We start from the raw sequence: 20,177 nt of genomic DNA, 5'->3' as shown, positions 1-20,177 counted from the left end.
GGTAAGGAAGTCAGTGTAAAATTGGTGGTGTGTGCCTCCGAGACTTAGTATCATAAATATCTTATTTTGTTTGGGTTGAGAATGATTAATAAAAAGAGATTCTTTCTTTTCGCACTTTTAATTGGTATGGCACCTTTCGCAGTGGGTTTTCTTCAAGGTCTATCAATGTCAATTTTTTTTGAGGCATATGGTTTTTATAAATCACCAGCTGATGCAGCGATGAATGTACGGTATGTTCGTTGGTCGATTCTTGTAGTAATAGGGTTTGCTTTTTACATCTGGTATTTGGTAGGGGCTCAAAAGAAGTCAATTATGGATTTACTAATACTTTTTTTGGTTTCACTTACCGTAAGCTTTGTCCCCGACTTGTTTTTTGGTGGTGTCAACTTTTCAGACGTCTTTAGCTATTTTTCACTTGGACACTTACTTGTAGCTCTGTTGGCCTACATTATGTGTTTAGCTTTGAATAGGGGCACCAGTAGTAGACAAAGCACCAAATAAGACACCCATCTATCATATAAATTTTTCTTGTCATTTAAATACTTTTATCTAAGCTGTTGTTATTGGTTACTTTCGAAAGGAAGTCATATGCCAACAGCCAGAAAGAATTTGGTGGCAATGTCTGCCACGCCTTACTATCACTGCATAGGCCGCTGCGTACGCAGGGCCTTCTTGTGGGGTAAAGATGATTGTTCTGGGCAAGATTTTCTCATCGCAAAGCTTGGGTCACCGAGCGTTTATCTGAATTAAGTCGTAGCTTTGCGATTAATGTCTGTGCATACGCAGTAATGTCCAATCACTACCATCTTGTGGTGCATGTGGATGTTTCACGAGCGCGGTCATGGTTAGATCAAGAAGTAGGACGTCGGTGGGCTAAGATCTTTTCTTTGCCTCTACTTGTAGATCGATATCTGAACGGCGAGCTAGTCATTCAAGCTGAAATTTCTGTTGCGCAGAAAACGCTTAGACTATGGCGTGATCGATTGCGTGATTTGTTCTGGTTTATGCGTGCACTCAATGAGCCGATCGCACGTCGTGCCAATGAAGAAGATCAATGCACTGGGCGTTTTTGGGAAGGGCGATTTAAGAGTCAGGCGGTCTTAGATGAAGCGGGCTTGTTGGCATGTTGCGTCTATGTCGATTTGAATCCGGTGCGTGCTGGAATTGCCAAGACGCCAGAGCTTTCCGATTTCACTTCGATACAACAGCGGTTAATGCAAAAACGTATTCGACGTTTACCTCGCAAAGAGGATACAGAGAGAGCACCTACCAGCGAAAAAAATAGTGATATCTCACATAGGTTTTCGGCGCTGTCGAAGGCGAAATCAGGCTGGAATTCTCACCGGCATTTCCCAAAACTGCATCGCTTTGCTAATGATCTAAATGCAGATCCAGCCAAAGGCATGCCATTTCGCTTAGTAGACTACATTGTGCTGGTCGATTGGACTTCACGTGTTGTGCGTAAAGATAAAAAGCATGCGGTCGATGAGAAATTACCTCCCATACTTAGCCGCCTCGGGTTCACGCGAGAGAACTTCGAAGAGCACATGCAAGCGAAAGCGATGCGAAGAGGTACTGTGATTGGACAACTACACCGTATCCGTGCTTATGCCTGTCATCTGAAGAAACGCTGTGTCGTTGGCGTGAATGTTCGTGTACAGATGCAAGTAGCGTAAATGGCGGGTGCTTGGTATCACATTGAATACCATCCAAGTTGCCTTGAAAACATTGTTGCGCTTTGTTTTCCTTGCCTTTAGCCTGATGAAAAATAGATTTCACAATAGGTTTTTCGACACTGTTTTTCTGCTATCATACGGCACTTTATTTTGTTGATTAAATTGCCACACTGAAACAGTTGAGCGATTGCTCGCTGGTCTATTCTTCACACCATGCTCCGCCACTTTTTTCCTTATCTGCGATTTCATTTTCGCCGCGCCTTGCATACGCAATTGGGGTGGTTGTTGGCGTGCTTGGCTGCGTTTGTAATCTTAGTGGTGGCCATCGTGTTGTGGACGTGGCAGTGGAATCAGTTGTATAGCCTGAAGCAAGAAGCATCGCGACTACAGACGGCCGTGGTGCAGCGCCAGCAAGAGAATGCAGAAACGGCCAAGAAAATTCAAGCGCCTATTGTGTTGCCTGCGTTTCACAATGCGAGTTTTATTCGCTCTTTGCACAAGGTGGCAGGGCGTTCGCACTTGGCATTGAACGAGATGAGTTATGTACTCGACGAAGCGCCAACGCAACCATACTTACGCTATCGCATTCAGTTTTCGGTGTTGAGCAATTATCCGTCGCTACGCCGTTTCATTAAAGATATGCATGCCGAGTTTGGGCATGTGACGCTCGATTCTATGTCGTGCTCGCGTGAAGACATTACGTTTGCTGAACTCAATTGTGATTTGAGTTTCACCGCTTTCTTCGCTCGAGGTGAGCGTGGATAAGGCGTCGAAAAAACGGTGGGCGATTTGGCTGTTGTTATTGTCGGTGACAGTCGCAGCGATATTCGCGCCGGGGCCGGAGGAAGAACAAGTATCAGCGGCAAAGCCACGTGACACTGCACAGAAAAAAACGGAGGCAATGCAAGTCGCCTCTGCTGCTTCTGCAGATGACTATGATGAGGCAGATCCTTTTGCACCACGTGGCTGGGAGCCGCCGCCACCTCCACCGCCGCCCGCACCAAAACAAATTGCTGTGCAACGGCAAGAGCCGGTAGCACCCGTTGTCGTTAGTGCGCCGCCACTGCCGTTTAACTACATGGGCCAGCTCAATGATGGTGGTGAGCAAGTGGTTTATCTTGGCCGCGGTGAACAGTTAATTTTGGTGCGCGCAGAAGACACGGTTGAAGGTGTTTACAAAGTGCTGAAGATGTCCGCCAACGAGATTGAATTTCTTCATTTGCCAACTGGCGAAAAACAAATATTGAATATGAATACGGCAAGACCATGATAACTAATTGGTTCACTTCTCTGCCAACTTTGGCTTTACGCAAAACATTCGCCACCACGACCATGGTCTTGCTCGCCTTGTTATTAGGCGCTTGTGCGGCCGAGTTTCATCATCGTGATGGCTTATACGCGATGAAGAAACAAGATTACGAAGCCGGTATTCGTCATCTCGCTGAAGCCGCACGTTTGCGCCCAAATGATTTGGAAATACGTAACGACTGGCTGCGCGCCCGTGAGCAAGCGACCGCCCGTTTGTTAAAACAAGCAACAGATGCATTTGCACTTGGGCGTAGCAAAGACGCAGAGCGCGCTTATTATTCCATTCTGCAATATGACCAAAACAATGCAATGGCGCGCTCTGGACTTGAAGTATTGCGTCGCCTTGAACTGTCTTTGGCCGACGTGGCGAAAGCGAAAGAAGCATTGCAAGAGGGCGATATAGAACAAGCGACAGAAGCCGTTGATCGCGCACTCAAAAACAGCCCAGATTTGCAACCGGCGAAGCTACTCAAGCGAGAGCTGGATGCAAAGCAAAATAAAGACGCGATCACGGTGCCGCGCTTAGGTGCGATGTATAAAAAGCCGATTAATCTTGAATTTCGCGAATCTAACGTAAAAATGATTTTTGATGCGCTGTCTCGTACGACGGGCATTAATTTTATTTTTGATCGTGATGTGCGCTTTGATCAACGTACGACAATTTCTCTCAAAAACACGACGCTTGATGATGCGATTGATGTGGTGTTGTCGACCAATGCGCTTGATAAAAAAATCTTGAATGCTAACAGTGTGTTGATTTATCCAAATAATTCACAAAAGCAAAAAGAGTATCAAGATTTAGTGGTCAAGGCTTTTTACATGGCCAATATCGATGCCAAGCGGGGCGCGGAGATGTTAAAGACGATCTTGAAAGTTAAAGATATTTACATCGATGAAAAATACAATATGTTCGTCTTGCGCGAAAGCCCCCAGACGATTGCCTTGGCGGAGAAATTAGTGGCACTGCACGATCTGGAGGAGCCTGAAGTCATGTTGGAAGTCGAAGTGCTTGAAATCAATCGCTCTAACTTGCTCAATTTGGGCTTGCAAGTGAATAGCCAATTTACTGTGGCACCTTTGAACGATTTAGTCTCTAACACCGGCAGTGGCACTGGTAGTACCGCGAGTACAGGCGGTGGCCAAACCATCAAGCTTAACGATTTTAAAAATATTAACTCGAATTTGCTCGGGGTGACGCTACCAAGCGCGACGCTCAGTTTGCGTAAGACAGATGGCGACGCTAAGTTGTTAGCAAACCCAAGTATTCGTGTGCGTGACCGTGAAAAAGCGAAGTTCATGGTCGGCGACAAAGTGCCTGTGGTCACTACGACCAGTACCGGTACCTATGTTTCTGAAAACATCAATTACGTCGACGTTGGTTTGAAATTAGATGTAGAACCGGACATCCATTTACGTGATGAAATCGGCCTAAAGATTAATCTGGAAGTGAGTTCTATCGTTTCTACGACGAAAACGAACAATGGATCTCAAGCCTATCAAATTGGTACGCGTAATTTTTCAAGTGCCTTGCGCTTGAAAGATGGCGAGACACAAATCTTGGGAGGCTTGATTAGCGACGAAGATCGTAAATCAGCAAATCGCATTCCTTTCTTGGGCGACCTCCCGATTTTGGGCCGTTTGTTCTCGAACCAAACCGATTCCACACAGAAAACGGAAATTGTCTTGTCGATTACGCCGCACTTGGTGCGCAATATGCGTCGTATTGAAGCATCGAGCGAGGCTTTCTGGTCGGGCACGGAGCAAAATCTACGTAGCAAGCCCATCATGTTACGTAATGCCGAAGAAGTTGAGCCGACTAAAGCAACTGGCGGAAAAGCGGATGCTAATACTAATGCTACTAAGCCATCGACTTTTACACCGGATAACCGCAATGTACAAACTGTCGTTCCAGAAAATCCAAATGCACCAAAGATGAGCTGGGCAGGCAACAATAAATTGAAGAAGGGCGAGCTTGGCGTATTGGACTTAGAGTTAAGCAGCCCTTATTCCTTGCGCGGTGCTTCCTTGCAGTTGGCATTTGTGCCTGGCGAGATTGAAATCGTGAGTGTGGTCGATGGCCAATTTTTCGGTAAAGAAGGCAAGGCAAATTTTGGACACACGATAGACGTTGCCAGTGGCCGTGTTTCGATCGGTGTGAGCGGTGCTGAAGGAACTCCAGTGAATCAAAAAGGGCCGATCGCCAAAATCACTTATAAGATGTTGAAGAACAGTGGGGATAGCGATTTGAGCCTCATTAGCATGACACCTATCGGATTGAAGCAAGCAGTAGATCGACCAGCCTTACCTTTGTTGTTTAAGGTTTCTGCAGAAAAATAAGACCTTCATCTCGAATCTTAAGTTCATGACCAATTGAATGACTAAGTGAATGACTAAGCAAGCATCACAACGCGGATTTAGCTTTATTGAGCTGTTAGCCTCAGTCGCCATCTTGGCGATTTTGGCGACAGTGGCTGTGCCTGTGATGGAGAATGCAGTGCGCAGAGGAAAAGAACGCGAGTTACGTTCGGCTTTGAATGAAATCCGCACCGCTTTGGATGCGTACAAAGCAGCGAGTGCGCAAGGAAAAATTTTGACGCGCCCTGAAGATAGTGGATACCCAGCGACATTGTTGGACTTGGTGATTGGCATGGACGATACGACCCGGCCAGGAGGGCCGAAGTTGAAGTTTTTGCGTAGGGTGCCGCGTGATCCATTCTTTGCGGATGCGTCTGTGCCTGCGGTCGATACTTGGGGCTTGCGTAGTTTCGCTTCAGACTTTGATAGGCCCAGTGCAGGTGCTGATGTGTTTGATGTGTACTCGAAATCGAGTGCAATGGGATTGAACGGTGTTCCGTATTCGGAGTGGTGATGAAGAAGGCATCTGGCTTTACGATGATTGAACTGATGGTGGCGATGGCGATAGTTGCCGTCATGCTGACGGTCGCGGCACCGCGCTACTTTTCGAACATTGATAAAACGAAAGAAGCTGTGCTACGCGAGGATCTCTATATCTTGCGTGACGCGATTGATAAGTTTTATGCAGATAAGAATAAATATCCTGAGCAGCTTGCCGACCTCGTCACGGAAAAGTATTTGCGTAGTATTCCTGTTGATCCTTATACGCGAAGCTCAAACAGTTGGGTGGTGTTGCCGCCAGAGGATGGGAGTTTAGGGGCAATAGCGAATGTACGTTCCGCTGCGCCGAATAAAGCGATAGATGGCACATGGTTCAAAGACTGGTAAGGCGTCGTCAGGGCGGCTTTAATTATGTGATCACCATGTTTGTGGTGGCAGTGGTGTCTGCCGCAGCCATGCATGGTGTGGGAAATATGTTGACCAAGGCAAAGCGGGAGAAGGAAGCCCAGCTGATGTGGGTGGGACGTGCGTATCGTGATGCGATCAAGAGTTATTACGAAAATTCACCAGGGACCTTGAAAACCTATCCGCCCGATTTACAAGCATTACTGACGGATGCACGAGCAACACGCATTCGTCGACCACTGCGACGCTTATATCGTGACCCGATCACGAACGGTGAAGAGTGGGGTGTGGTTTATCACGAGAGTGGTGGTGTAATGGGTGTTTTTTCCTTGTCGAAAAATGCACCGTTTAAAGTAGATGGTTTTGATATCGATGAAGTAAGTTTTAAAAATGCAAAGCACTACACAGATTGGCGCTTTGTTTATCAACCCAAGTAATGAGGAGAGATTCAGATGGGTATGCAACAGAAGACTAAGAAACAAGGCGGTTTCACGCTATTGGAATTGCTGGTGGTGATTGTCATCCTCGGTTTGTTGGCGGCATTTGTGGCACCAAAATATTTTGGTCAAATCGGCAAATCAAAAATTCAATCAGCGAAAGCACAAATTGATGCATTTGATAAAGGTATCGATCAATATCGCCTCGATACTGGCCACTTCCCAACAACCGAGCAAGGTTTGAATGCCTTGTTTGCTCAGCCTGCGAACGAGCCATTATGGCGCGGCCCTTATTTGAAAAAAGTGATTCCATTAGACCCATGGAATGCTGCCTATGTTTTCCGTTCTCCTGGCACAGAAGGCCGTGATTACGAAATCGTATCGTATGGTGCGGATGGCAAATCTGGCGGCTCTGGTGAAGATGCAGATATCACCAACTGGGGTCAATAAAAGCTATTTGGTTAAACAGTGAAGCGGTTTCAAGCAAAAGTTGTTTCATCCTCAGGGCAAATAGATTTTGTTGAGGTGGAAGCAGAAAACGATATTGAGGCGAGAAAGTTTGTCGAACTTTCTGGCCAGCATCTGCTTGGCTTGAAGGATGTGGGAGGCGGACAGTTCCGTCGCCAGTCGAAAAAGGCTTTCAACTTGCCTGTGTTTAACCAGCAGTTGTTGTCTTTGCTTGAAGCTGGACAAACAGTAGTTGATTCGATCGAAGTACTTGGTAAGAACGATAAACGTGGTCAGTACCGTGCGACATTTGACACTTTATTGCATGCGCTGCGCGAAGGTAATCAATTGTCAGAGGCAATGGCCAAGTTGCCGTCGACGTTTCCTTCATTGTATGTGGCAATGGTCAAGTCGAGTGAAACCACAGGCAGCATTAAGGCCTCGATCAAGCGCTTTATGCAGTATCAAAGTCAGGTCAATGAGATTCGTAATAAGCTAGTGGCTGCAGCAACGTACCCGGCGATCTTGTTAGGCGTGGGTTTTCTGGTGGTATCGTTTTTGATGTTTTATGTGCTGCCTCGCTTCAGTGCTATCTATGAAGATACGATGTCTTCGCAAGCGGCGAAGCATGGCTTTGTGCAATGGTGGGGCAAATTGGTGCGTGAGCATACTTTGAGTTTGCTATCGGTGCTGGTGATTTTGGTGAGTGCCGTGTTGATCATCGCAACCCATCCAAAAACACGTGCATGGCTGGCGAATAAGGTTTTGCAAACGCCGTGGATAGGTGAGCGTGTGTGGCTGCTGCAACTGGCTCGTATGTATCGCACCATGGGCATGTTACTGAAGAGCGGTGTCAGTGTAATCGCCGCGATGACAATGACTAAAGCATCTTTGCCCGTTCAGATGCATGAGAATATGGAATCAGCGATTCGAGATGTGAGTGAAGGCAAGCCATTTTCCGAATCGTTTTCAACCCACGGACTGAGTACTGAAATTGCGCAACGCTTATTAGTAGCGGGTGAGTCTTCTGGCAATCTTGATGAAATGATGGAACGAATTGCCGATTTTTATGATCAAGAAACCTCGATTTGGATTGACACAGCTGGTCGCTTCATTGAACCCGTGTTAATGGTGAGTATAGGTTTGATCATTGGCTTGATTGTGTTGATGTTGTATAGCCCGATTTTTGAATTAGCGAATATCGCTTAGTGATTTATTGATTCCCATGTTGAATGCTCAAACTCTCAATCAAGTAGTGCAATCTGCGGTGCCAGCGCATGACTGGCTTCGTCAATTGTGCGCGCAGCTGAATTTGTCTGAACGAGATGCGCTGAGCCAAGCTGGTGAGTTGATGTGCTATCCAGTTTTGCATGATTTCTCTAGCACCGACTTTGAGCCATCGTTCGATCATATGTCCTATGCGGAGATGGTTGAGCGCACGCTTGTGCTTGGCTACGATGATCAAAAACGCTTGTCTGCGGTGATTGGCAATCCGTTTGAAGCAGGATTAGGGCTAAGACTGAAGTCCTTCGCTTTACATGAAATTTACCTTGCGAACCCACAACTCATTCTCGAGAAACTCGAACAATATGAATCGAGCTATAGCGCGGTGGCAGACGCTGTTGGTTTAGATGCTGTCGAAGAAATTGAGCGAGATGCCAGCGATGATATGACGTTGACGTCGATTCAGGGCGAATCTAGCCCAGCTGTGCGCTTGATCAATTCAACGCTATTCGATGCGCTGCGTTTAGAAGCAAGTGACATTCATATTGAATCTTTGCCTCAAGGGCTGGTGATTAAGTTTCGTATCGACGGCGTGTTAAACAAAATTGCTGGCGTGAATAATCTAGGCTTGGCTGAGCAGGCCATCGCTAGGATCAAAGTATTGGCTGAGCTCGACATCGCTGAAAAACGTATTCCGCAAGATGGCCGTTTCCGCGTGGCGACCAAAGGCCGTGATATTGATATTCGGGTTTCGATCATGCCGAGTATCCATGGCGAGGACGCCGTCCTTCGTATTCTCGATAAAAAGGCCTTAATTGATAGCGTACAAAAACTGACGCTCGATTCATTGGGCTTTGATCGCCCAACCATACAGAGCTTGCGACGCTTGGCTGCCGAGCCTTATGGGATGATGCTAGTGACTGGGCCCACCGGGAGCGGTAAGACAACCACCTTGTATGCGGCGCTCACCGAGATTAATCATGGCGAAGACAAATTCATCACCATTGAAGACCCTGTTGAATACCAATTGCCTGGCGTTTTGCAGATCCCTGTGAATGAAAAAAAAGGGCTGACCTTTGCCGTTGGTTTGCGGTCTATTTTGCGTCATGATCCTGACAAAATTTTGGTCGGTGAGATTCGCGACCCAGAAACTGCGCAAATTGCAGTGCAATCCGCCTTGACTGGTCACATGGTGTTCACGTCTGTGCATGCAAACAATACCTTCGATGTCATTGGTCGCTTTATGCACATGGGTGTCGACCCCTATAACTTTGTTTCTTCACTTACGGGTGTCGTTGCGCAGCGCTTGTTACGTCAAAACTGCCCACACTGTAACGAACCAGTTCAAGTCTCGGAAGAGCTATTGCGAGAGTCTGGCATTGACGATCCGCAGAATTATCGATTCCATGCAGGACGTGGCTGTCAGCAATGCCGTAATACTGGTTACAAGGGACGACGTGCAATCGCTGAGGTATTGCGATTGACAGATGAGATACGTGAAATGATTATCGCCCGCGCCTCAATTCGTGCGATGAAAGAACAAGCCAGAAAAGAAGGAACGCGTTTCTTACGCGATGTGGCGCTCGAATTGGTGCGTGAAGGCCATACAACACTACAAGAGGTGAATCGTGTCACTTTTATCGCCTAAGAGAATTCATGTTGGTTTGTGTTGTGGGAAATGCTGGCTGAAAGTGGGCGAGCTCCAAGTTGAGCGTACGACTGAAATCGATGTTGATGCTGATCTGACAGCGCTACAAGAATTTTTTGTGCAGGCCTTGAGTAGCATGTTAGCCGAAGTGAGGAGCAAAATTAAGCCAAGGAGTACCGTCAGCATTACGGTTTCGGATCGCCTTGCAATGATCTCAACCCTCCCATGGCAAGAGACAGCGATGTCGCAATCTGAATTGGAGAGCTTCGCGATTTTCTGGCTAGCTAAGTTTGGCATGAAAGTAGATGAGTCCCAACTACTTTTTGCAAATTATCCGCGCTATCAAGCCGTTGGTTTGGCATACGCGTTGCCGAAGGTTTTTGTTGAAACCTTAGCTTCTACGGTAGATAGTGCACAACTTAAATTGAAACGGGTAATCCCATTATCCGCTGAAGTATTTTTTAGTACTTATTTTAAGAAAGTGCGCTCTTCGACAGTTGTGGTTTGCGAGGAGACGAACTCATTAAGTGCCTGGATTTTTGATCAAGAGGGAAACATTCATTACGAAATCGAACCCGTCACAGCCAGCCAGGATCAAGCGATAAAGCGTCTCTTCTCGAGAATTAGCCTACGTTACACCGAGCTTGAGATACTCGATTTCTGGGGTGTGGCCAAGGACCGCGTGCCTAGTGAAATGCGAGATCATTTTCCTCTTGTGAAGTCGGTCAATAAATTGGAGCGGGAATGTTGGAACAAACCGTAAAAACAAAAAACTACCTCAAGCCGCAATCGCATCGATCGCCGATTTTGTTGGTGTTGTTGTTGAGTTTTCTTGCTGGAGCAAGTTACTTTGTCGCCGACTTGATGGAGCGTGAGAATGATGTTGCCAATTTGAATCGAAAACTCGAAAGACTTTCAAGAGCCTCGAATTTGCCGGAAAAAATAAAGGTATCGAGTAAGGATCTTGAATTCCAAAAGAAATGGGCGCAACTATCAGCGGAGCGTGATTTTCCATGGACTCGTTTATTTCAAGCCATCGAGCGTTCGAGCAATAAGGAAATTGAATTGTTAGAACTTGCGCCTGATAAAAATAGTCGCTTGATTATTCTAAGAGGAGAAGCAAAAAGTATAAATGCTCTTACTGATTTTTTGGATAGACTCAGTGCGCAAGAAGGATTGAGTGGAGTCCATTTGAGCCATCAGGAGCTGATCCAAAGGGAGCGATTAGAAACGATTTCGTTCGAGATTAAAGCGAAATTGTTATAAGTAGTGATATCGGTAGGCGCAGTCGAGAAGCTATTTGTGGTTACGTGTAGCAATCAATAGGGGTAAATATAATACTGCGGCATCTATACCATGTGAATGGTAAGAAGCCTTCCGCGACGCTATGCAATAAATTAACTTTATACTACTATTTATCGCCTTTCTTTAAGCCTGACTCTATACGTCTTTGAGAATATGGATCTGCAGAGTCTATATAGCGAATTGCAGACTGAATATTTTTCCAACCAACATACTCCATCAAAGTCTTAATGTCCCAGTTATTTGAATTTGTCCAATTGGCGAACCCTCGACGTAAAGAATGCCCACTGTAACGCTCAACATCTGTGATTCCAGCATTTTGCAATATAGTTCGAAAAATTGGCACAAGACTATCTTGATGCAAACCACGATTATCAATATGGCCCCATCGATCAATGGCACGAAATACTGGTCCAGAGGTCAACTGTGAAACCTTAGTCCATTCCAAATAAGCTTCTACGGGACAAAGCCTGGAAAGAGCAGGGGTCTTAAAACTAGTTCCCTTGTAATGGCGATCACCTTTGGTCTGAGAAAGATAACAGGTCATTCCTTTGCCATGTTCGACCTCAATATGCTCAATCCGCAATCGTACTAGCTCATCGCCACGGAAGCCGCGCCAAAAACCAACTAATAAAAGCGCTTTGTCACGAACATAACGAAGCTCCTTTTGACGATCACCACTGTGGCATGCCGCGTCAATTGAACCGTTCAACCATTTAACTACCTGCTCAAGTTGATCAAGCTGCAGTGGCCTTGCTTGTTTCTTTCTGGCCGGATGCAGAGCTTGTATGCCCCGAAATACCTTGCGAACGACAGGCGATTTAGTGGGGTCGGGAAATCCTTGGGAAATATGCCACTGCGCAAGAGCTGCTAGACGCTGCCGCAATGTATTGATTGAAAGCGTTTCCGCATAAGCCGCCAAATAATTCGAGATATTGTCAGCAGTAGCGGGTAAAAAGCCTCCCCACTCAAACTCAAAATGACGAACTGCCGCCTGGTAACTTTGCCGTGTATTGTCGCGGGTAGCCGCTTGAATGTATTGATCAATCTTACTCATAATTTTGATTATTACACTTGAAATCAGTAATTTACCTTATTTTTGACCGATAACACAGGATAACTCTATATTATCCGTTATTAATATTAAGAAAATTAAGCTTGAATTTTCAATATTTTTAGTATGTAATTACATATTACGTAATGAAGTACGATATTCAACGAAGTGATGATATGGCGCGAACTGGCTTATACAAATCCGAAGTGAAAAGGGCACGTGAATCCTTGATTGCGCAGGGGCGACATCCTTCAGTTGATGCTGTTCGCATTGAGCTCGGAAACACAGGATCCAAATCGACTATCCATAAATACCTCAAAGAACTCGAGGTTGAAGATGGCGGAATTACTGATCGAAAAGCTTCTATCAGCGAAGCCTTGCATGATCTGGTTGCAAGCTTGGCTATCCGGTTGGAGGATGAGGCAAACGTGCGGATTTGCGAAGTGCAGACGCAAAGTACAGAGAAGGAACGACAGCTCAATGCATCAATTGCAGCATTAACCACCGCCAATGAGGAACTAAGCGACAAATTAAGCGCTGTCGATTCCAGAATTCAAAGCGAAGTGGCAGCACACACCAGAACCGCAGAGTCGTTGCAACGCGAAACGATTTTGCGCCACACGCTGGAACAACAGGTAGCTGACTTGAAAGAACGCCTAGGCGAAAACGAGGCGCACCGGCAATCTTTGGAAACCAAGCACACCCATGCTCGGGAGGCATTAGAACATTATCGCGAGTCAGTAAAGGCGCAACGCGACCAAGATATCCGGCGCCACGAACACCAGGTACAGCAGCTACAAGGCGAAATTCGCCACCTACAGCAAAGCCTGGTGCATAAGCAGAATGAGATTACAGGACTCAATCAGGATGGCGCTAGGCTCGTTGCGGAGCTTTCGCAGACACAGAAGGTCCTTTACGAGCTGCAAAATGTTGAGCGCAAACATGTTACTGAGATTGAATCACTCAAGGTCGCAACAGGTCGTATACCTCTGCTGGAGTCTGACTTGGCAACAAAAGAAGTGGCTATATTTGAATTAAGAAATCAACAATCGGAAATCTCTGCGCAAAACAATGAACTGAAAGCAGAGGTCCATGCGCAAAAAATGGAACTGGTCAAATCCGTAGCCGTGATTGAAACTCAAAAAATGATCCTGGCCGAATTTCAGGGACATTTTGCAGATAAAAAGAAGGGCTAATTGGTAATGAATGCTTTTAAAATGGACTATCGGTCGTAAAGACATGTGTCAACATTATAGCGATAATGTCATAATAATTGGCGACTCAAAAAACTTCCACATAGTCGAGTGATTTGCCCACTCATGTAAATAATTTCCCTTCAACATTCAAGCTAGCGCAATTATTTGAAAGGATTTTCCTAGTGGCTGATGTAAACCACTTGCAGTTTGCGGCGCAATCGAATCCGAAACCAGCGAGGATGTACATCGGCTAATGCGAAACAATTACTTTAGACCAACCTGTGATGTCTTTGGGGAGAACTGATTATGAACCCGAATCGCCGCGTAAAACTTCTTCATAACTTGACTTCAATATTTCTTGGATAGGCGGGTGAAATTTCGAAGTAGGTCTGCGCCGCGGTGCACGCTTCTATCGGCTAACGTATAGAAAAATTTATCGTCTCGGGAGTAAACCTGACGCTCGGCATGAGCGACGATGATGCCATTGACCAGAGCAACTTGATCTAAAGTTATGTCGATTTCGCCTAGCTGCATTTCAAATGTTCCAACTACCGCTAGGTCATGTGATACAGGAAACACCACCTCTGTTCCTTTTAAACCAAAGCCTGGTGAATCGAAAAGGCTTCGTTTTCGTTGCTCGCTCCATATTAGACAAACGGGATGATCAGATGTTATGAACCCGCCACTATCTGGTGACGCGCGCATAAGCATCCAATGCCGCCGGCCTAGCAGAGGCAACACGGTGTCAATCAACTTTAATTCACGCTCAACATGGCCACTGGTAGACATAGCAATCGAGTATTTTTCGCTACCAATGAAATCCTTCATCTGGAAATAGTCGATCTTGGAATCTGAAGCGACATAGCCATCCTTTGCGGCGCGATTAAAAGTGGATTCGTACATTTGCTCAGAGTCTACAGTCATGTGCATCATCTTTTTAATTACTCGCTCATGAAAATCACGGACATTTTCCCTCATCCTTGGATTGCGTACCGCAAGCAACGCTATCAAATTGAGTAACAGATTAAAGTCATTAGCTTTACCCAGTTGACGCTGCACCCACATCCACTGTAGTGCACGAGCTAATTTACCCTCAAATACCGCATAATTTTCTTCAATCTGATTCGCAGCGAACCCTTTAACTGAAATACGATTGAAATCACGCGCGGAGGCTATATTTCGCGGATTTGCAATAAACGATTTGCGTGCGCTGATATCGATAACATTTAATTGTGCTTTTTTACTGTGACTCTTAGCAAAACCTTTCAAATAGCACTGGGGAACCCAATGATGTATGCGCGCTTCGCCTGTCATTCTTATCCTTAAAGTGGTATTTCTCGATCCCTGTTATTCAAATATTCTATTAGCAACTAATTTTAGACTACTCTTCGACAGTACAGAAAATAGTGCAGCGAAATTAGTGTAATGAATAAGGGAATGTAAATTCGACTTACATCAACGAAGATAAACATGTTATCTCTAGAGCAGCAGTGAGAAAGATACAGGTCAACGAACCTCTGGATCAAAAGGATCTTTGCCAACCAATTTAAATCGACATTATAGTAGTCATGTCATAGGTTCTAGTTCATTAATGATTGGAAGGTGTTATTGATTAACCGAGGTAAAAGTTAGATCTAGTTAAACAACTGCGTAGGCACTAAGGAACAAATTTATGCAAAAAAAAAGAACAATTTTGTGCAAACGAACGAACATTGCAAGGTCTCTTTTTAATAGGCCTACCGATTTTACATAATATAAATTATGCGAAATATAGAAAGTGTCTTATAGAGGGGATTTCTGTATTTCGATTGATATTTCATTTGAATTTTTAATCCAGCTGTAAGCCCTTTGACGCGTTCTTTTTTGCGAATCTCAATAATGGACTTTTGAACTTTACTATTTATCGCTGTCAAACAAGAGCTTTCAATTTTAAGGACCATCATGAACAAATTATCCGTATCTGCTTGTTGCGTTGCTCTTGGTTTATTCGTTAGTGCTTTAACTAATCCAGCCATGGCTGTTGATAATCCAACGATGCTCACTCAAGCATCTCCTGTTAGCGTTGTTCAACCGCCAGCGCGCGCGGCTGACGTTCAATCGATTGATGGCATCATTGCCGCTCTCTATGACGTCATCTCTGGAGGTATCGGTGAGCAAAGGAATTGGAATCGCATGCGTTCTCTTTTCATTCCTGAGGCTCGTATTATGGCTATCTTTCCTAAAAAAGACAGTAAAGATCTAGGCTTACGAATTCTGAGCATTAGCGACTACATTGCTAATTCAGGCCCTCGTTTGATCGAAATTGGATTCCGCGAAAAAGAGTTGGCTCGAAAAACCGAGCAATGGGGAGAATTGGCCCAGGTTTTTACTAGCTACGAAACATTCGAAGAGAAAGATAACGTGACACGTCGTGGCATTAATAGCGTGCAGTTGATGCATGACGGTACACGTTGGTGGATTATTTCCTTACTTTTTGAAGCGGAAAGACCGCAGTTACAATTGCCTGATGGACTCAACAAAGCGTCAAAATAGCTTAACCTTATTAAGTAAATCGGCATAAAAAAAGCGAGAATTATCTCGCTTTTTATTTTTAAATCATAGATTTAGAATCAATTGCTAAGGTAATTTATTCGATCGCTTCATGACTTGGGTCATTGTTATCTGACTCGTCTTTATGGGATTCGTCAGATTCTGATTGTCCAGGAACTCGTTCGGCTCGGCTTTTCAGCTTTTCCTCTTTTTTCTTTTTTTTCGCCAGTTCTTTTTGACGTTTTTCGTATCCGTAATTTGGTGTGGCCACAGTTATCCTTTTAGTTTTGAGCACTGTAACACAGCACCTTGAAATACACGAATGGTGTCTCCTTATTGACGCATTTTTTTGATGAGAATTAGTGAAAATAAGAAAGTTTTTTCTAAAAGCAAGTTTTTATATTGAATGATTCATTTTTCTCATTTAGTATCCATAAATCAAGAAAAGCAAGAAAGGACAGATGATGGATGCCAACCCAGCTGCAACCAACGCGCAAGACGATAATCCCGAGCTTATGTATAAAGGGCTTGGTCACGTGGTTCGTGCCTTGCATGATGCCCTCACTTGGGTTGGTGCAGATGAAATTTTGGCAGAAGCATCTAATGAATTTCCTTCTGCTCGAGAGCGCTTAAACCATGTCGCAGTATTAACGGAAAAGGCTGCTAACTCTGTTCTGACGACGGTAGAAAATACCCTGCCGATTCAACAAAACTTGAGCAAATATTCAAACATCCTGCTGCAACAATGGGATGCAAGCAATATTGAAGCTCTTTCTAAAGAAGATCTACTTAATCTGGCCGCATCAACTCGTGAGTTTATTGCCAGTGCGCATTCATCTAGCGCAACGACTGAAAAAGCCTTGTCTGAAATTATGATGGCACAAGATTTTCAGGATTTAACTGGACAATTGATTAAGAAAGTCGTGACCTTACTTGAACGTACGGAAAAAGACTTATTAGGTTTGCTCATCAGTGGCGCGCCGGATGGTGCCATTTCTGCTCGCAAGAAAGATGATTTATTGGCGGGTCCTGGCGCAGTTGGCGGTATTCAGTTGAATCAAGAAAGTGTCGACGATTTACTATCCGACTTGGGATTCTAGAGTTCTCACATCGATGTTCTGTATATCAATGTGATTTTAAGTTGGTCTCTTCATCAATTCGTCTCAATTGCACTTGCTACAGAAAAGAATTTAAAAAAAGACTTAGTGCGCTTGCCACTAAGTCTTTTTTTGCATGTGTTTATCCACATTTTCAGCCAAGCATATCTTTATTTTCTTAGCCCATCTCCTCATTATCCAATGACTTTCCCTCCACTTTTGCCATACATACGTTAAAAGCAAAGGCGTCCTAATGATTACCAGCGTGCTTTAGACAAAATAACTAGCCATTTGCGGAATAACAGGATTTCTAAGTGCCCTGCTTGAATGCCTGTTGAGCAGTCAATGATAGGGTTCACGCGATAGTGACGCTTTCTGAAGTCTAAGCAGACGAATATCTCACGACTACCTAAGCGCATTAAGAATGTGCTTGGTGAAAATTGAACGCTAAAACGTGGCTCAAAAGTTTGTTCTAAGTTAGTCATGCTTATCTCCAATAATTTCAGTAGTACTGCGCTTATCTCATGTTTCTGGACTCATGCCAGACCAAATGCTGTTTTCTTCAACTTCACTGCTTGGATGAAATACTGTATGTGCATCCAGTGATTGATAATGTAAATCAAAAACACTGTGTATGCAATCAGTATTTTTAAATATTTTAAATTTGTTGTTTAAGCTTTGAAATTCCTCAAAGAAAGCAATATACTGTACATGCATACAGTATTTTTAGCGTAATTCTTCTCTTTTAGGTTTATGTCGCTCGCGTTTTCTACATCATTAGAAACATTACATCCCTCACTTTGGCGGGCCTCCCAGCTTGCTCGTGGTGTGGGTGATTATGTGGAATGTGGATTCCCTCAACTCTCGCAAGAGTTACCAGGAGGAGGATGGCCAACGGGTGCATTAACTGAATTGTTCATTGAGCATGGCGGGTCAGCTGAACTACAACTGTTGCGCCCCGCCTTAAATGCGCATAGTCACGGACAAATCGCTTTTTTGCAAACACCCTATCAACCTCAGGCGATGGCCTTAGCACAGTCAGGAATCAGCCTAGATCGTTTGCTTTGGCTACGCTGTAACAAAATGAACGATGCATTATGGACGGCGGAGCAAATTTTACGTAGTGGTAGCTGTGCAGCCCTCTTGTTTTGGCAAAACCAAATCAAAGTTGAGGCTTTGCGTCGTTTACATTTAGTAGCTCAACATGGGCGAACTTTGTTCTATGTAATCAGGCCACTTAATTTTGCCCATCACCCCTCGCCTGCTATTTTACGCATCCAAGTCAAACTAGCTCAGCGTGGATTGCAACTGTCATTTATTAAACGTCGAGGTGCACAAAAGCATGAAGCACTATTTTTGCCCATGACTTTGCCCTTCCCTATGCTTTCTCGGATTCATTTACCCTCTCATGCCAGCAGCAACGAAAACGATACCATCGATGTGGGTCGTCATTCACTTACCGAATCTGCCCTTAGAAGTTTTTCACCCACCTTGGTTGGCTGAAAAGGCATTGGTCGTGGTCGAGCAACAACGTGTTTTCACGATGTCTAAACTCGCTCGCCAAGCCGGTATTCAAACCGGAATGCGCGTGAGTAGTGTGCATATGTTGATGCCAGAAGCAGAAATTAAGAATAGAGACCATGAAAGAGAACAGGCAAGCTTATCGGCTGCTGCAATGGCCAGCCTACAATTTACCCCACAAGTTTGTTTACTCGAAAACGCCAGTATTTTGATGGGGGTTGGTGCGAGCCTGACCTTGTTTGGCGGAATTCGCCGTTTGCGGCGTTTAATTATCCAAACCATCAGACAGTTAGGCCTAAGCCCTCAAATCGGTATTGCCGCTAGTGCGCAAGGTGCATGGTTATTAGCGCAACAAGTACGGCATACACAACAACCACGACAACCTAATTTACGTTATGCGCTCAAACAAAAACGTTTGCATCAACGTTTAAATCTTCTCCACATTAGCCTACTACCAGCAGCACAGACTTGGTTAGATTGGCTTACAGGGATCGGTTGCGAAACCTTAGGTGAATTAAGGCTATTGCCACGTGCGGGCTTACAAAGACGCTGCGGCAAAGAACTCTTACGCAGCCTAGATTTAGCTTATGGCGAACAACAAGAACTACAACAGTGGCTAGAAGTACCAGCACAGTTTAGCGCTCGACTAGAGCTGCCCGATCGTCTAGAAAATACCGATATCATTTTTCATTTCGCAAAAGCCTTGCTGTTGCAGTTATGTGGTTGGCTGATGCAGCGACAGCTCGCTGTCACTAGCCTGCAATTCGAACTTGAACATGAACGTGGTAGACAAGCTCGTGCGCCAAGCCAGATGAACATTCCCTTAGCACAAGCTAGTTGGCGTGAAGAACATCTATCCAAACTATTAAAAGAACATCTTGGTCGATTGCAGTTAAATGCACCTGCGATTGCGATCAGACTCACAGCCCAGCAAGTTTGCCCTATGCACGCCCCCAATGCTGACTTGTTCCCAGAGCCTGGCGGCAATCGAGAAGAACAAAGTAAGCTAATGGAATTACTGGTGGCGCGTTTAGGTGCAGAGAACGTTTTATATCCCGCACCACAAGCAGATCATCGTCCTGAAATTGCCAATCAATGGGTTTCTATTCTGCAGAAAAAAACCAATAGGAGAGAAGCGATCTCTGCTAACGCCTATCGTCCCACATGGTTACTACCGCAACCACAATTATTGGAGGTACGGCAGCATCGCCCGCATTATCGTTCAGCCTTGAAACTGATGTCGCCAGCAGAAAGAATTGAAGCAGGTTGGTGGAATGGCCAACTAGTAACACGTGATTATTTCATCGCCGAAAACGCACAGCATCTTCGATGTTGGATTTACCGCGAAAGAATTGGACATGCGCAGCAAGCACAAGATGATGAGGTTTGGTATTTGCATGGAGTGTTTGGCTGAGCCTAGGATTTTTCAGTCTTTAATCCTCTCTAAAAACTGAAACTGAATTCCACGAAAACAAAC

Annotated in this window: 23 protein-coding genes; 19 read left to right on the top strand and 4 right to left on the bottom strand. The window is 44.9% G+C overall.

Annotated elements, in window-relative coordinates; genetic code table 11:
- Positions 1-81 precede the first annotated feature (81 nt).
- The 14 genes from H8K36_RS01105 (at position 82) to H8K36_RS01045 (ending at position 11,267) form a co-directional block, all read left to right on the top strand.
- Positions 82-501, top strand: a complete 420-nt coding sequence (locus H8K36_RS01105) for a hypothetical protein (RefSeq protein WP_186915487.1) — start codon at positions 82-84, stop codon at positions 499-501.
- Between the two features lie 87 nt (positions 502-588).
- Positions 589-750 (top strand): hypothetical protein, encoded by a 162-nt coding sequence (locus H8K36_RS19140; protein WP_222611090.1) that lies wholly within the window; start codon positions 589-591, stop codon positions 748-750.
- A 38-nt stretch (positions 751-788) separates the two neighbouring features.
- Positions 789-1,676 carry a hypothetical protein gene (locus H8K36_RS19190; protein ID WP_230404261.1) on the top strand — a complete coding sequence of 296 codons (888 nt, stop codon included), beginning with the start codon at positions 789-791 and terminating at the stop codon, positions 1,674-1,676.
- 213 nt (positions 1,677-1,889) lie between these two features.
- Positions 1,890-2,441: a hypothetical protein gene (locus H8K36_RS01095; RefSeq protein ID WP_186915488.1), complete on the top strand. Its 552-nt coding sequence runs from the start codon at positions 1,890-1,892 to the stop codon at positions 2,439-2,441.
- Entirely contained in the window at positions 2,434-2,946 is a 513-nt protein-coding gene (locus H8K36_RS01090; RefSeq protein WP_186915489.1) for a hypothetical protein, read from the top strand. The genes H8K36_RS01095 and H8K36_RS01090 overlap by 8 nt, the downstream gene beginning before the upstream one ends.
- Entirely contained in the window at positions 2,943-5,321 is a 2,379-nt protein-coding gene (locus H8K36_RS01085) for a general secretion pathway protein GspD (RefSeq protein ID WP_186915490.1), read from the top strand. The genes H8K36_RS01090 and H8K36_RS01085 overlap by 4 nt, the downstream gene beginning before the upstream one ends.
- A 49-nt stretch (positions 5,322-5,370) precedes the next feature.
- Positions 5,371-5,853: a type II secretion system protein gene (locus H8K36_RS01080; protein ID WP_186915491.1), complete on the top strand. Its 483-nt coding sequence runs from the start codon at positions 5,371-5,373 to the stop codon at positions 5,851-5,853.
- Entirely contained in the window at positions 5,853-6,227 is a 375-nt protein-coding gene (locus H8K36_RS01075) for a type II secretion system protein (protein WP_186915492.1), read from the top strand. Before H8K36_RS01080 ends, H8K36_RS01075 begins: the two co-directional genes overlap by 1 nt.
- Positions 6,209-6,682, top strand: a complete 474-nt coding sequence (locus tag H8K36_RS01070; RefSeq protein ID WP_186915493.1) for a type II secretion system protein — start codon at positions 6,209-6,211, stop codon at positions 6,680-6,682. The genes H8K36_RS01075 and H8K36_RS01070 overlap by 19 nt, the downstream gene beginning before the upstream one ends.
- Before the next feature lie 15 nt (positions 6,683-6,697).
- Positions 6,698-7,132 carry a type II secretion system major pseudopilin GspG gene (gspG, locus tag H8K36_RS01065; protein ID WP_268977697.1) on the top strand — a complete coding sequence of 145 codons (435 nt, stop codon included), beginning with the start codon at positions 6,698-6,700 and terminating at the stop codon, positions 7,130-7,132.
- 75 nt (positions 7,133-7,207) lie between these two features.
- Positions 7,208-8,338 carry a type II secretion system F family protein gene (locus H8K36_RS01060; RefSeq protein WP_186915494.1) on the top strand — a complete coding sequence of 377 codons (1,131 nt, stop codon included), beginning with the start codon at positions 7,208-7,210 and terminating at the stop codon, positions 8,336-8,338.
- Positions 8,339-8,354: 16 nt separating this feature from the next.
- Complete coding sequence (locus H8K36_RS01055) at positions 8,355-10,001, top strand: GspE/PulE family protein (RefSeq protein WP_186915495.1); 1,647 nt, start codon at positions 8,355-8,357, stop codon at positions 9,999-10,001.
- The gene (locus tag H8K36_RS01050) at positions 9,982-10,764 is read left to right on the top strand and encodes a hypothetical protein (RefSeq protein ID WP_186915496.1); all 783 of its coding nucleotides are present in this window, start codon (positions 9,982-9,984) and stop codon (positions 10,762-10,764) included. Before H8K36_RS01055 ends, H8K36_RS01050 begins: the two co-directional genes overlap by 20 nt.
- Complete coding sequence (locus H8K36_RS01045) at positions 10,746-11,267, top strand: PilN domain-containing protein (RefSeq protein WP_186915497.1); 522 nt, start codon at positions 10,746-10,748, stop codon at positions 11,265-11,267. The genes H8K36_RS01050 and H8K36_RS01045 overlap by 19 nt, the downstream gene beginning before the upstream one ends.
- Before the next feature lie 145 nt (positions 11,268-11,412).
- On the opposite strand, the gene H8K36_RS01040 is transcribed toward H8K36_RS01045, so the two are convergent.
- Positions 11,413-12,360: a site-specific integrase gene (locus tag H8K36_RS01040; RefSeq protein ID WP_186915498.1), complete on the bottom strand. Its 948-nt coding sequence runs from the start codon at positions 12,358-12,360 to the stop codon at positions 11,413-11,415.
- Between the two features lie 143 nt (positions 12,361-12,503).
- Between H8K36_RS01040 and H8K36_RS01035 the strand changes: the two genes are divergently transcribed.
- On the top strand, positions 12,504-13,553 hold the full coding sequence (locus H8K36_RS01035; protein ID WP_230404260.1) for a DNA-binding protein: 1,050 nt from the start codon (positions 12,504-12,506) through the stop codon (positions 13,551-13,553).
- A gap of 348 nt (positions 13,554-13,901) precedes the next feature.
- Here H8K36_RS01035 and H8K36_RS01030 read toward each other — a convergent pair whose 3' ends face one another.
- Positions 13,902-14,867, bottom strand: a complete 966-nt coding sequence (locus H8K36_RS01030; RefSeq protein ID WP_186915499.1) for a DUF4238 domain-containing protein — start codon at positions 14,865-14,867, stop codon at positions 13,902-13,904.
- Between the two features lie 627 nt (positions 14,868-15,494).
- Between H8K36_RS01030 and H8K36_RS01025 the strand changes: the two genes are divergently transcribed.
- Entirely contained in the window at positions 15,495-16,085 is a 591-nt protein-coding gene (locus H8K36_RS01025; protein ID WP_186915500.1) for a hypothetical protein, read from the top strand.
- Between the two features lie 94 nt (positions 16,086-16,179).
- On the opposite strand, the gene H8K36_RS01020 is transcribed toward H8K36_RS01025, so the two are convergent.
- Positions 16,180-16,353, bottom strand: coding sequence for a hypothetical protein (locus H8K36_RS01020; protein WP_186915812.1), 174 nt, complete (start codon positions 16,351-16,353; stop codon positions 16,180-16,182).
- Between the two features lie 190 nt (positions 16,354-16,543).
- Here H8K36_RS01020 and H8K36_RS01015 point away from each other — a divergent pair, with 190 nt between their 5' ends.
- Positions 16,544-17,182, top strand: coding sequence for a protein phosphatase CheZ (locus H8K36_RS01015; RefSeq protein ID WP_186915501.1), 639 nt, complete (start codon positions 16,544-16,546; stop codon positions 17,180-17,182).
- A 254-nt stretch (positions 17,183-17,436) separates the two neighbouring features.
- On the opposite strand, the gene H8K36_RS01010 is transcribed toward H8K36_RS01015, so the two are convergent.
- Positions 17,437-17,664, bottom strand: a complete 228-nt coding sequence (locus H8K36_RS01010) for a hypothetical protein (protein WP_186915502.1) — start codon at positions 17,662-17,664, stop codon at positions 17,437-17,439.
- A gap of 268 nt (positions 17,665-17,932) precedes the next feature.
- Here H8K36_RS01010 and imuA point away from each other — a divergent pair, with 268 nt between their 5' ends.
- Positions 17,933-18,682 carry a translesion DNA synthesis-associated protein ImuA gene (gene imuA, locus H8K36_RS01005; RefSeq protein ID WP_186915503.1) on the top strand — a complete coding sequence of 250 codons (750 nt, stop codon included), beginning with the start codon at positions 17,933-17,935 and terminating at the stop codon, positions 18,680-18,682.
- A complete protein-coding gene (locus H8K36_RS01000) occupies positions 18,588-20,114 on the top strand; it encodes a Y-family DNA polymerase (protein ID WP_230404259.1) in 1,527 nt (508 codons plus the stop codon). The genes imuA and H8K36_RS01000 overlap by 95 nt, the downstream gene beginning before the upstream one ends.
- The last annotated feature ends 63 nt before the right edge of the window (positions 20,115-20,177 follow it).

This window comes from Affinundibacterium nitidum (assembly GCF_014284155.1).
In the GTDB taxonomy this organism is placed as follows: domain Bacteria; phylum Pseudomonadota; class Gammaproteobacteria; order Burkholderiales; family Burkholderiaceae_D; genus Undibacterium; species Undibacterium nitidum.
The sequence above is the reverse complement of the archived record's forward strand: the minus strand, read 5'-3'. Positions and strand labels throughout refer to the sequence as shown.

What these genes read in the sequence shown, in the direction of transcription:
- H8K36_RS01105 (WP_186915487.1), top strand. Translation starts at nt 82, where the DNA reads ATGATTAATAAAAAGAGATTCTTTCTTTTCGCACTTTTAATTGGTATG.
- H8K36_RS19140 (WP_222611090.1), top strand. Translation starts at nt 589, where the DNA reads ATGCCAACAGCCAGAAAGAATTTGGTGGCAATGTCTGCCACGCCTTAC.
- H8K36_RS19190 (WP_230404261.1), top strand. Translation starts at nt 789, where the DNA reads ATGTCCAATCACTACCATCTTGTGGTGCATGTGGATGTTTCACGAGCG.
- H8K36_RS01095 (WP_186915488.1), top strand. Translation starts at nt 1,890, where the DNA reads ATGCTCCGCCACTTTTTTCCTTATCTGCGATTTCATTTTCGCCGCGCC.
- H8K36_RS01085 (WP_186915490.1), top strand. Translation starts at nt 2,943, where the DNA reads ATGATAACTAATTGGTTCACTTCTCTGCCAACTTTGGCTTTACGCAAA.
- H8K36_RS01080 (WP_186915491.1), top strand. Translation starts at nt 5,371, where the DNA reads ATGACTAAGCAAGCATCACAACGCGGATTTAGCTTTATTGAGCTGTTA.
- H8K36_RS01075 (WP_186915492.1), top strand. Translation starts at nt 5,853, where the DNA reads ATGAAGAAGGCATCTGGCTTTACGATGATTGAACTGATGGTGGCGATG.
- H8K36_RS01070 (WP_186915493.1), top strand. Translation starts at nt 6,209, where the DNA reads ATGGTTCAAAGACTGGTAAGGCGTCGTCAGGGCGGCTTTAATTATGTG.
- gspG (WP_268977697.1), top strand. Translation starts at nt 6,698, where the DNA reads ATGGGTATGCAACAGAAGACTAAGAAACAAGGCGGTTTCACGCTATTG.
- H8K36_RS01055 (WP_186915495.1), top strand. Translation starts at nt 8,355, where the DNA reads ATGTTGAATGCTCAAACTCTCAATCAAGTAGTGCAATCTGCGGTGCCA.
- H8K36_RS01045 (WP_186915497.1), top strand. Translation starts at nt 10,746, where the DNA reads ATGTTGGAACAAACCGTAAAAACAAAAAACTACCTCAAGCCGCAATCG.
- H8K36_RS01040 (WP_186915498.1), bottom strand. Translation starts at nt 12,360, where the DNA reads ATGAGTAAGATTGATCAATACATTCAAGCGGCTACCCGCGACAATACA.
- H8K36_RS01035 (WP_230404260.1), top strand. Translation starts at nt 12,504, where the DNA reads ATGAAGTACGATATTCAACGAAGTGATGATATGGCGCGAACTGGCTTA.
- H8K36_RS01030 (WP_186915499.1), bottom strand. Translation starts at nt 14,867, where the DNA reads ATGACAGGCGAAGCGCGCATACATCATTGGGTTCCCCAGTGCTATTTG.
- H8K36_RS01025 (WP_186915500.1), top strand. Translation starts at nt 15,495, where the DNA reads ATGAACAAATTATCCGTATCTGCTTGTTGCGTTGCTCTTGGTTTATTC.
- H8K36_RS01015 (WP_186915501.1), top strand. Translation starts at nt 16,544, where the DNA reads ATGATGGATGCCAACCCAGCTGCAACCAACGCGCAAGACGATAATCCC.
- H8K36_RS01010 (WP_186915502.1), bottom strand. Translation starts at nt 17,664, where the DNA reads ATGACTAACTTAGAACAAACTTTTGAGCCACGTTTTAGCGTTCAATTT.
- imuA (WP_186915503.1), top strand. Translation starts at nt 17,933, where the DNA reads ATGTCGCTCGCGTTTTCTACATCATTAGAAACATTACATCCCTCACTT.
- H8K36_RS01000 (WP_230404259.1), top strand. Translation starts at nt 18,588, where the DNA reads ATGCCAGCAGCAACGAAAACGATACCATCGATGTGGGTCGTCATTCAC.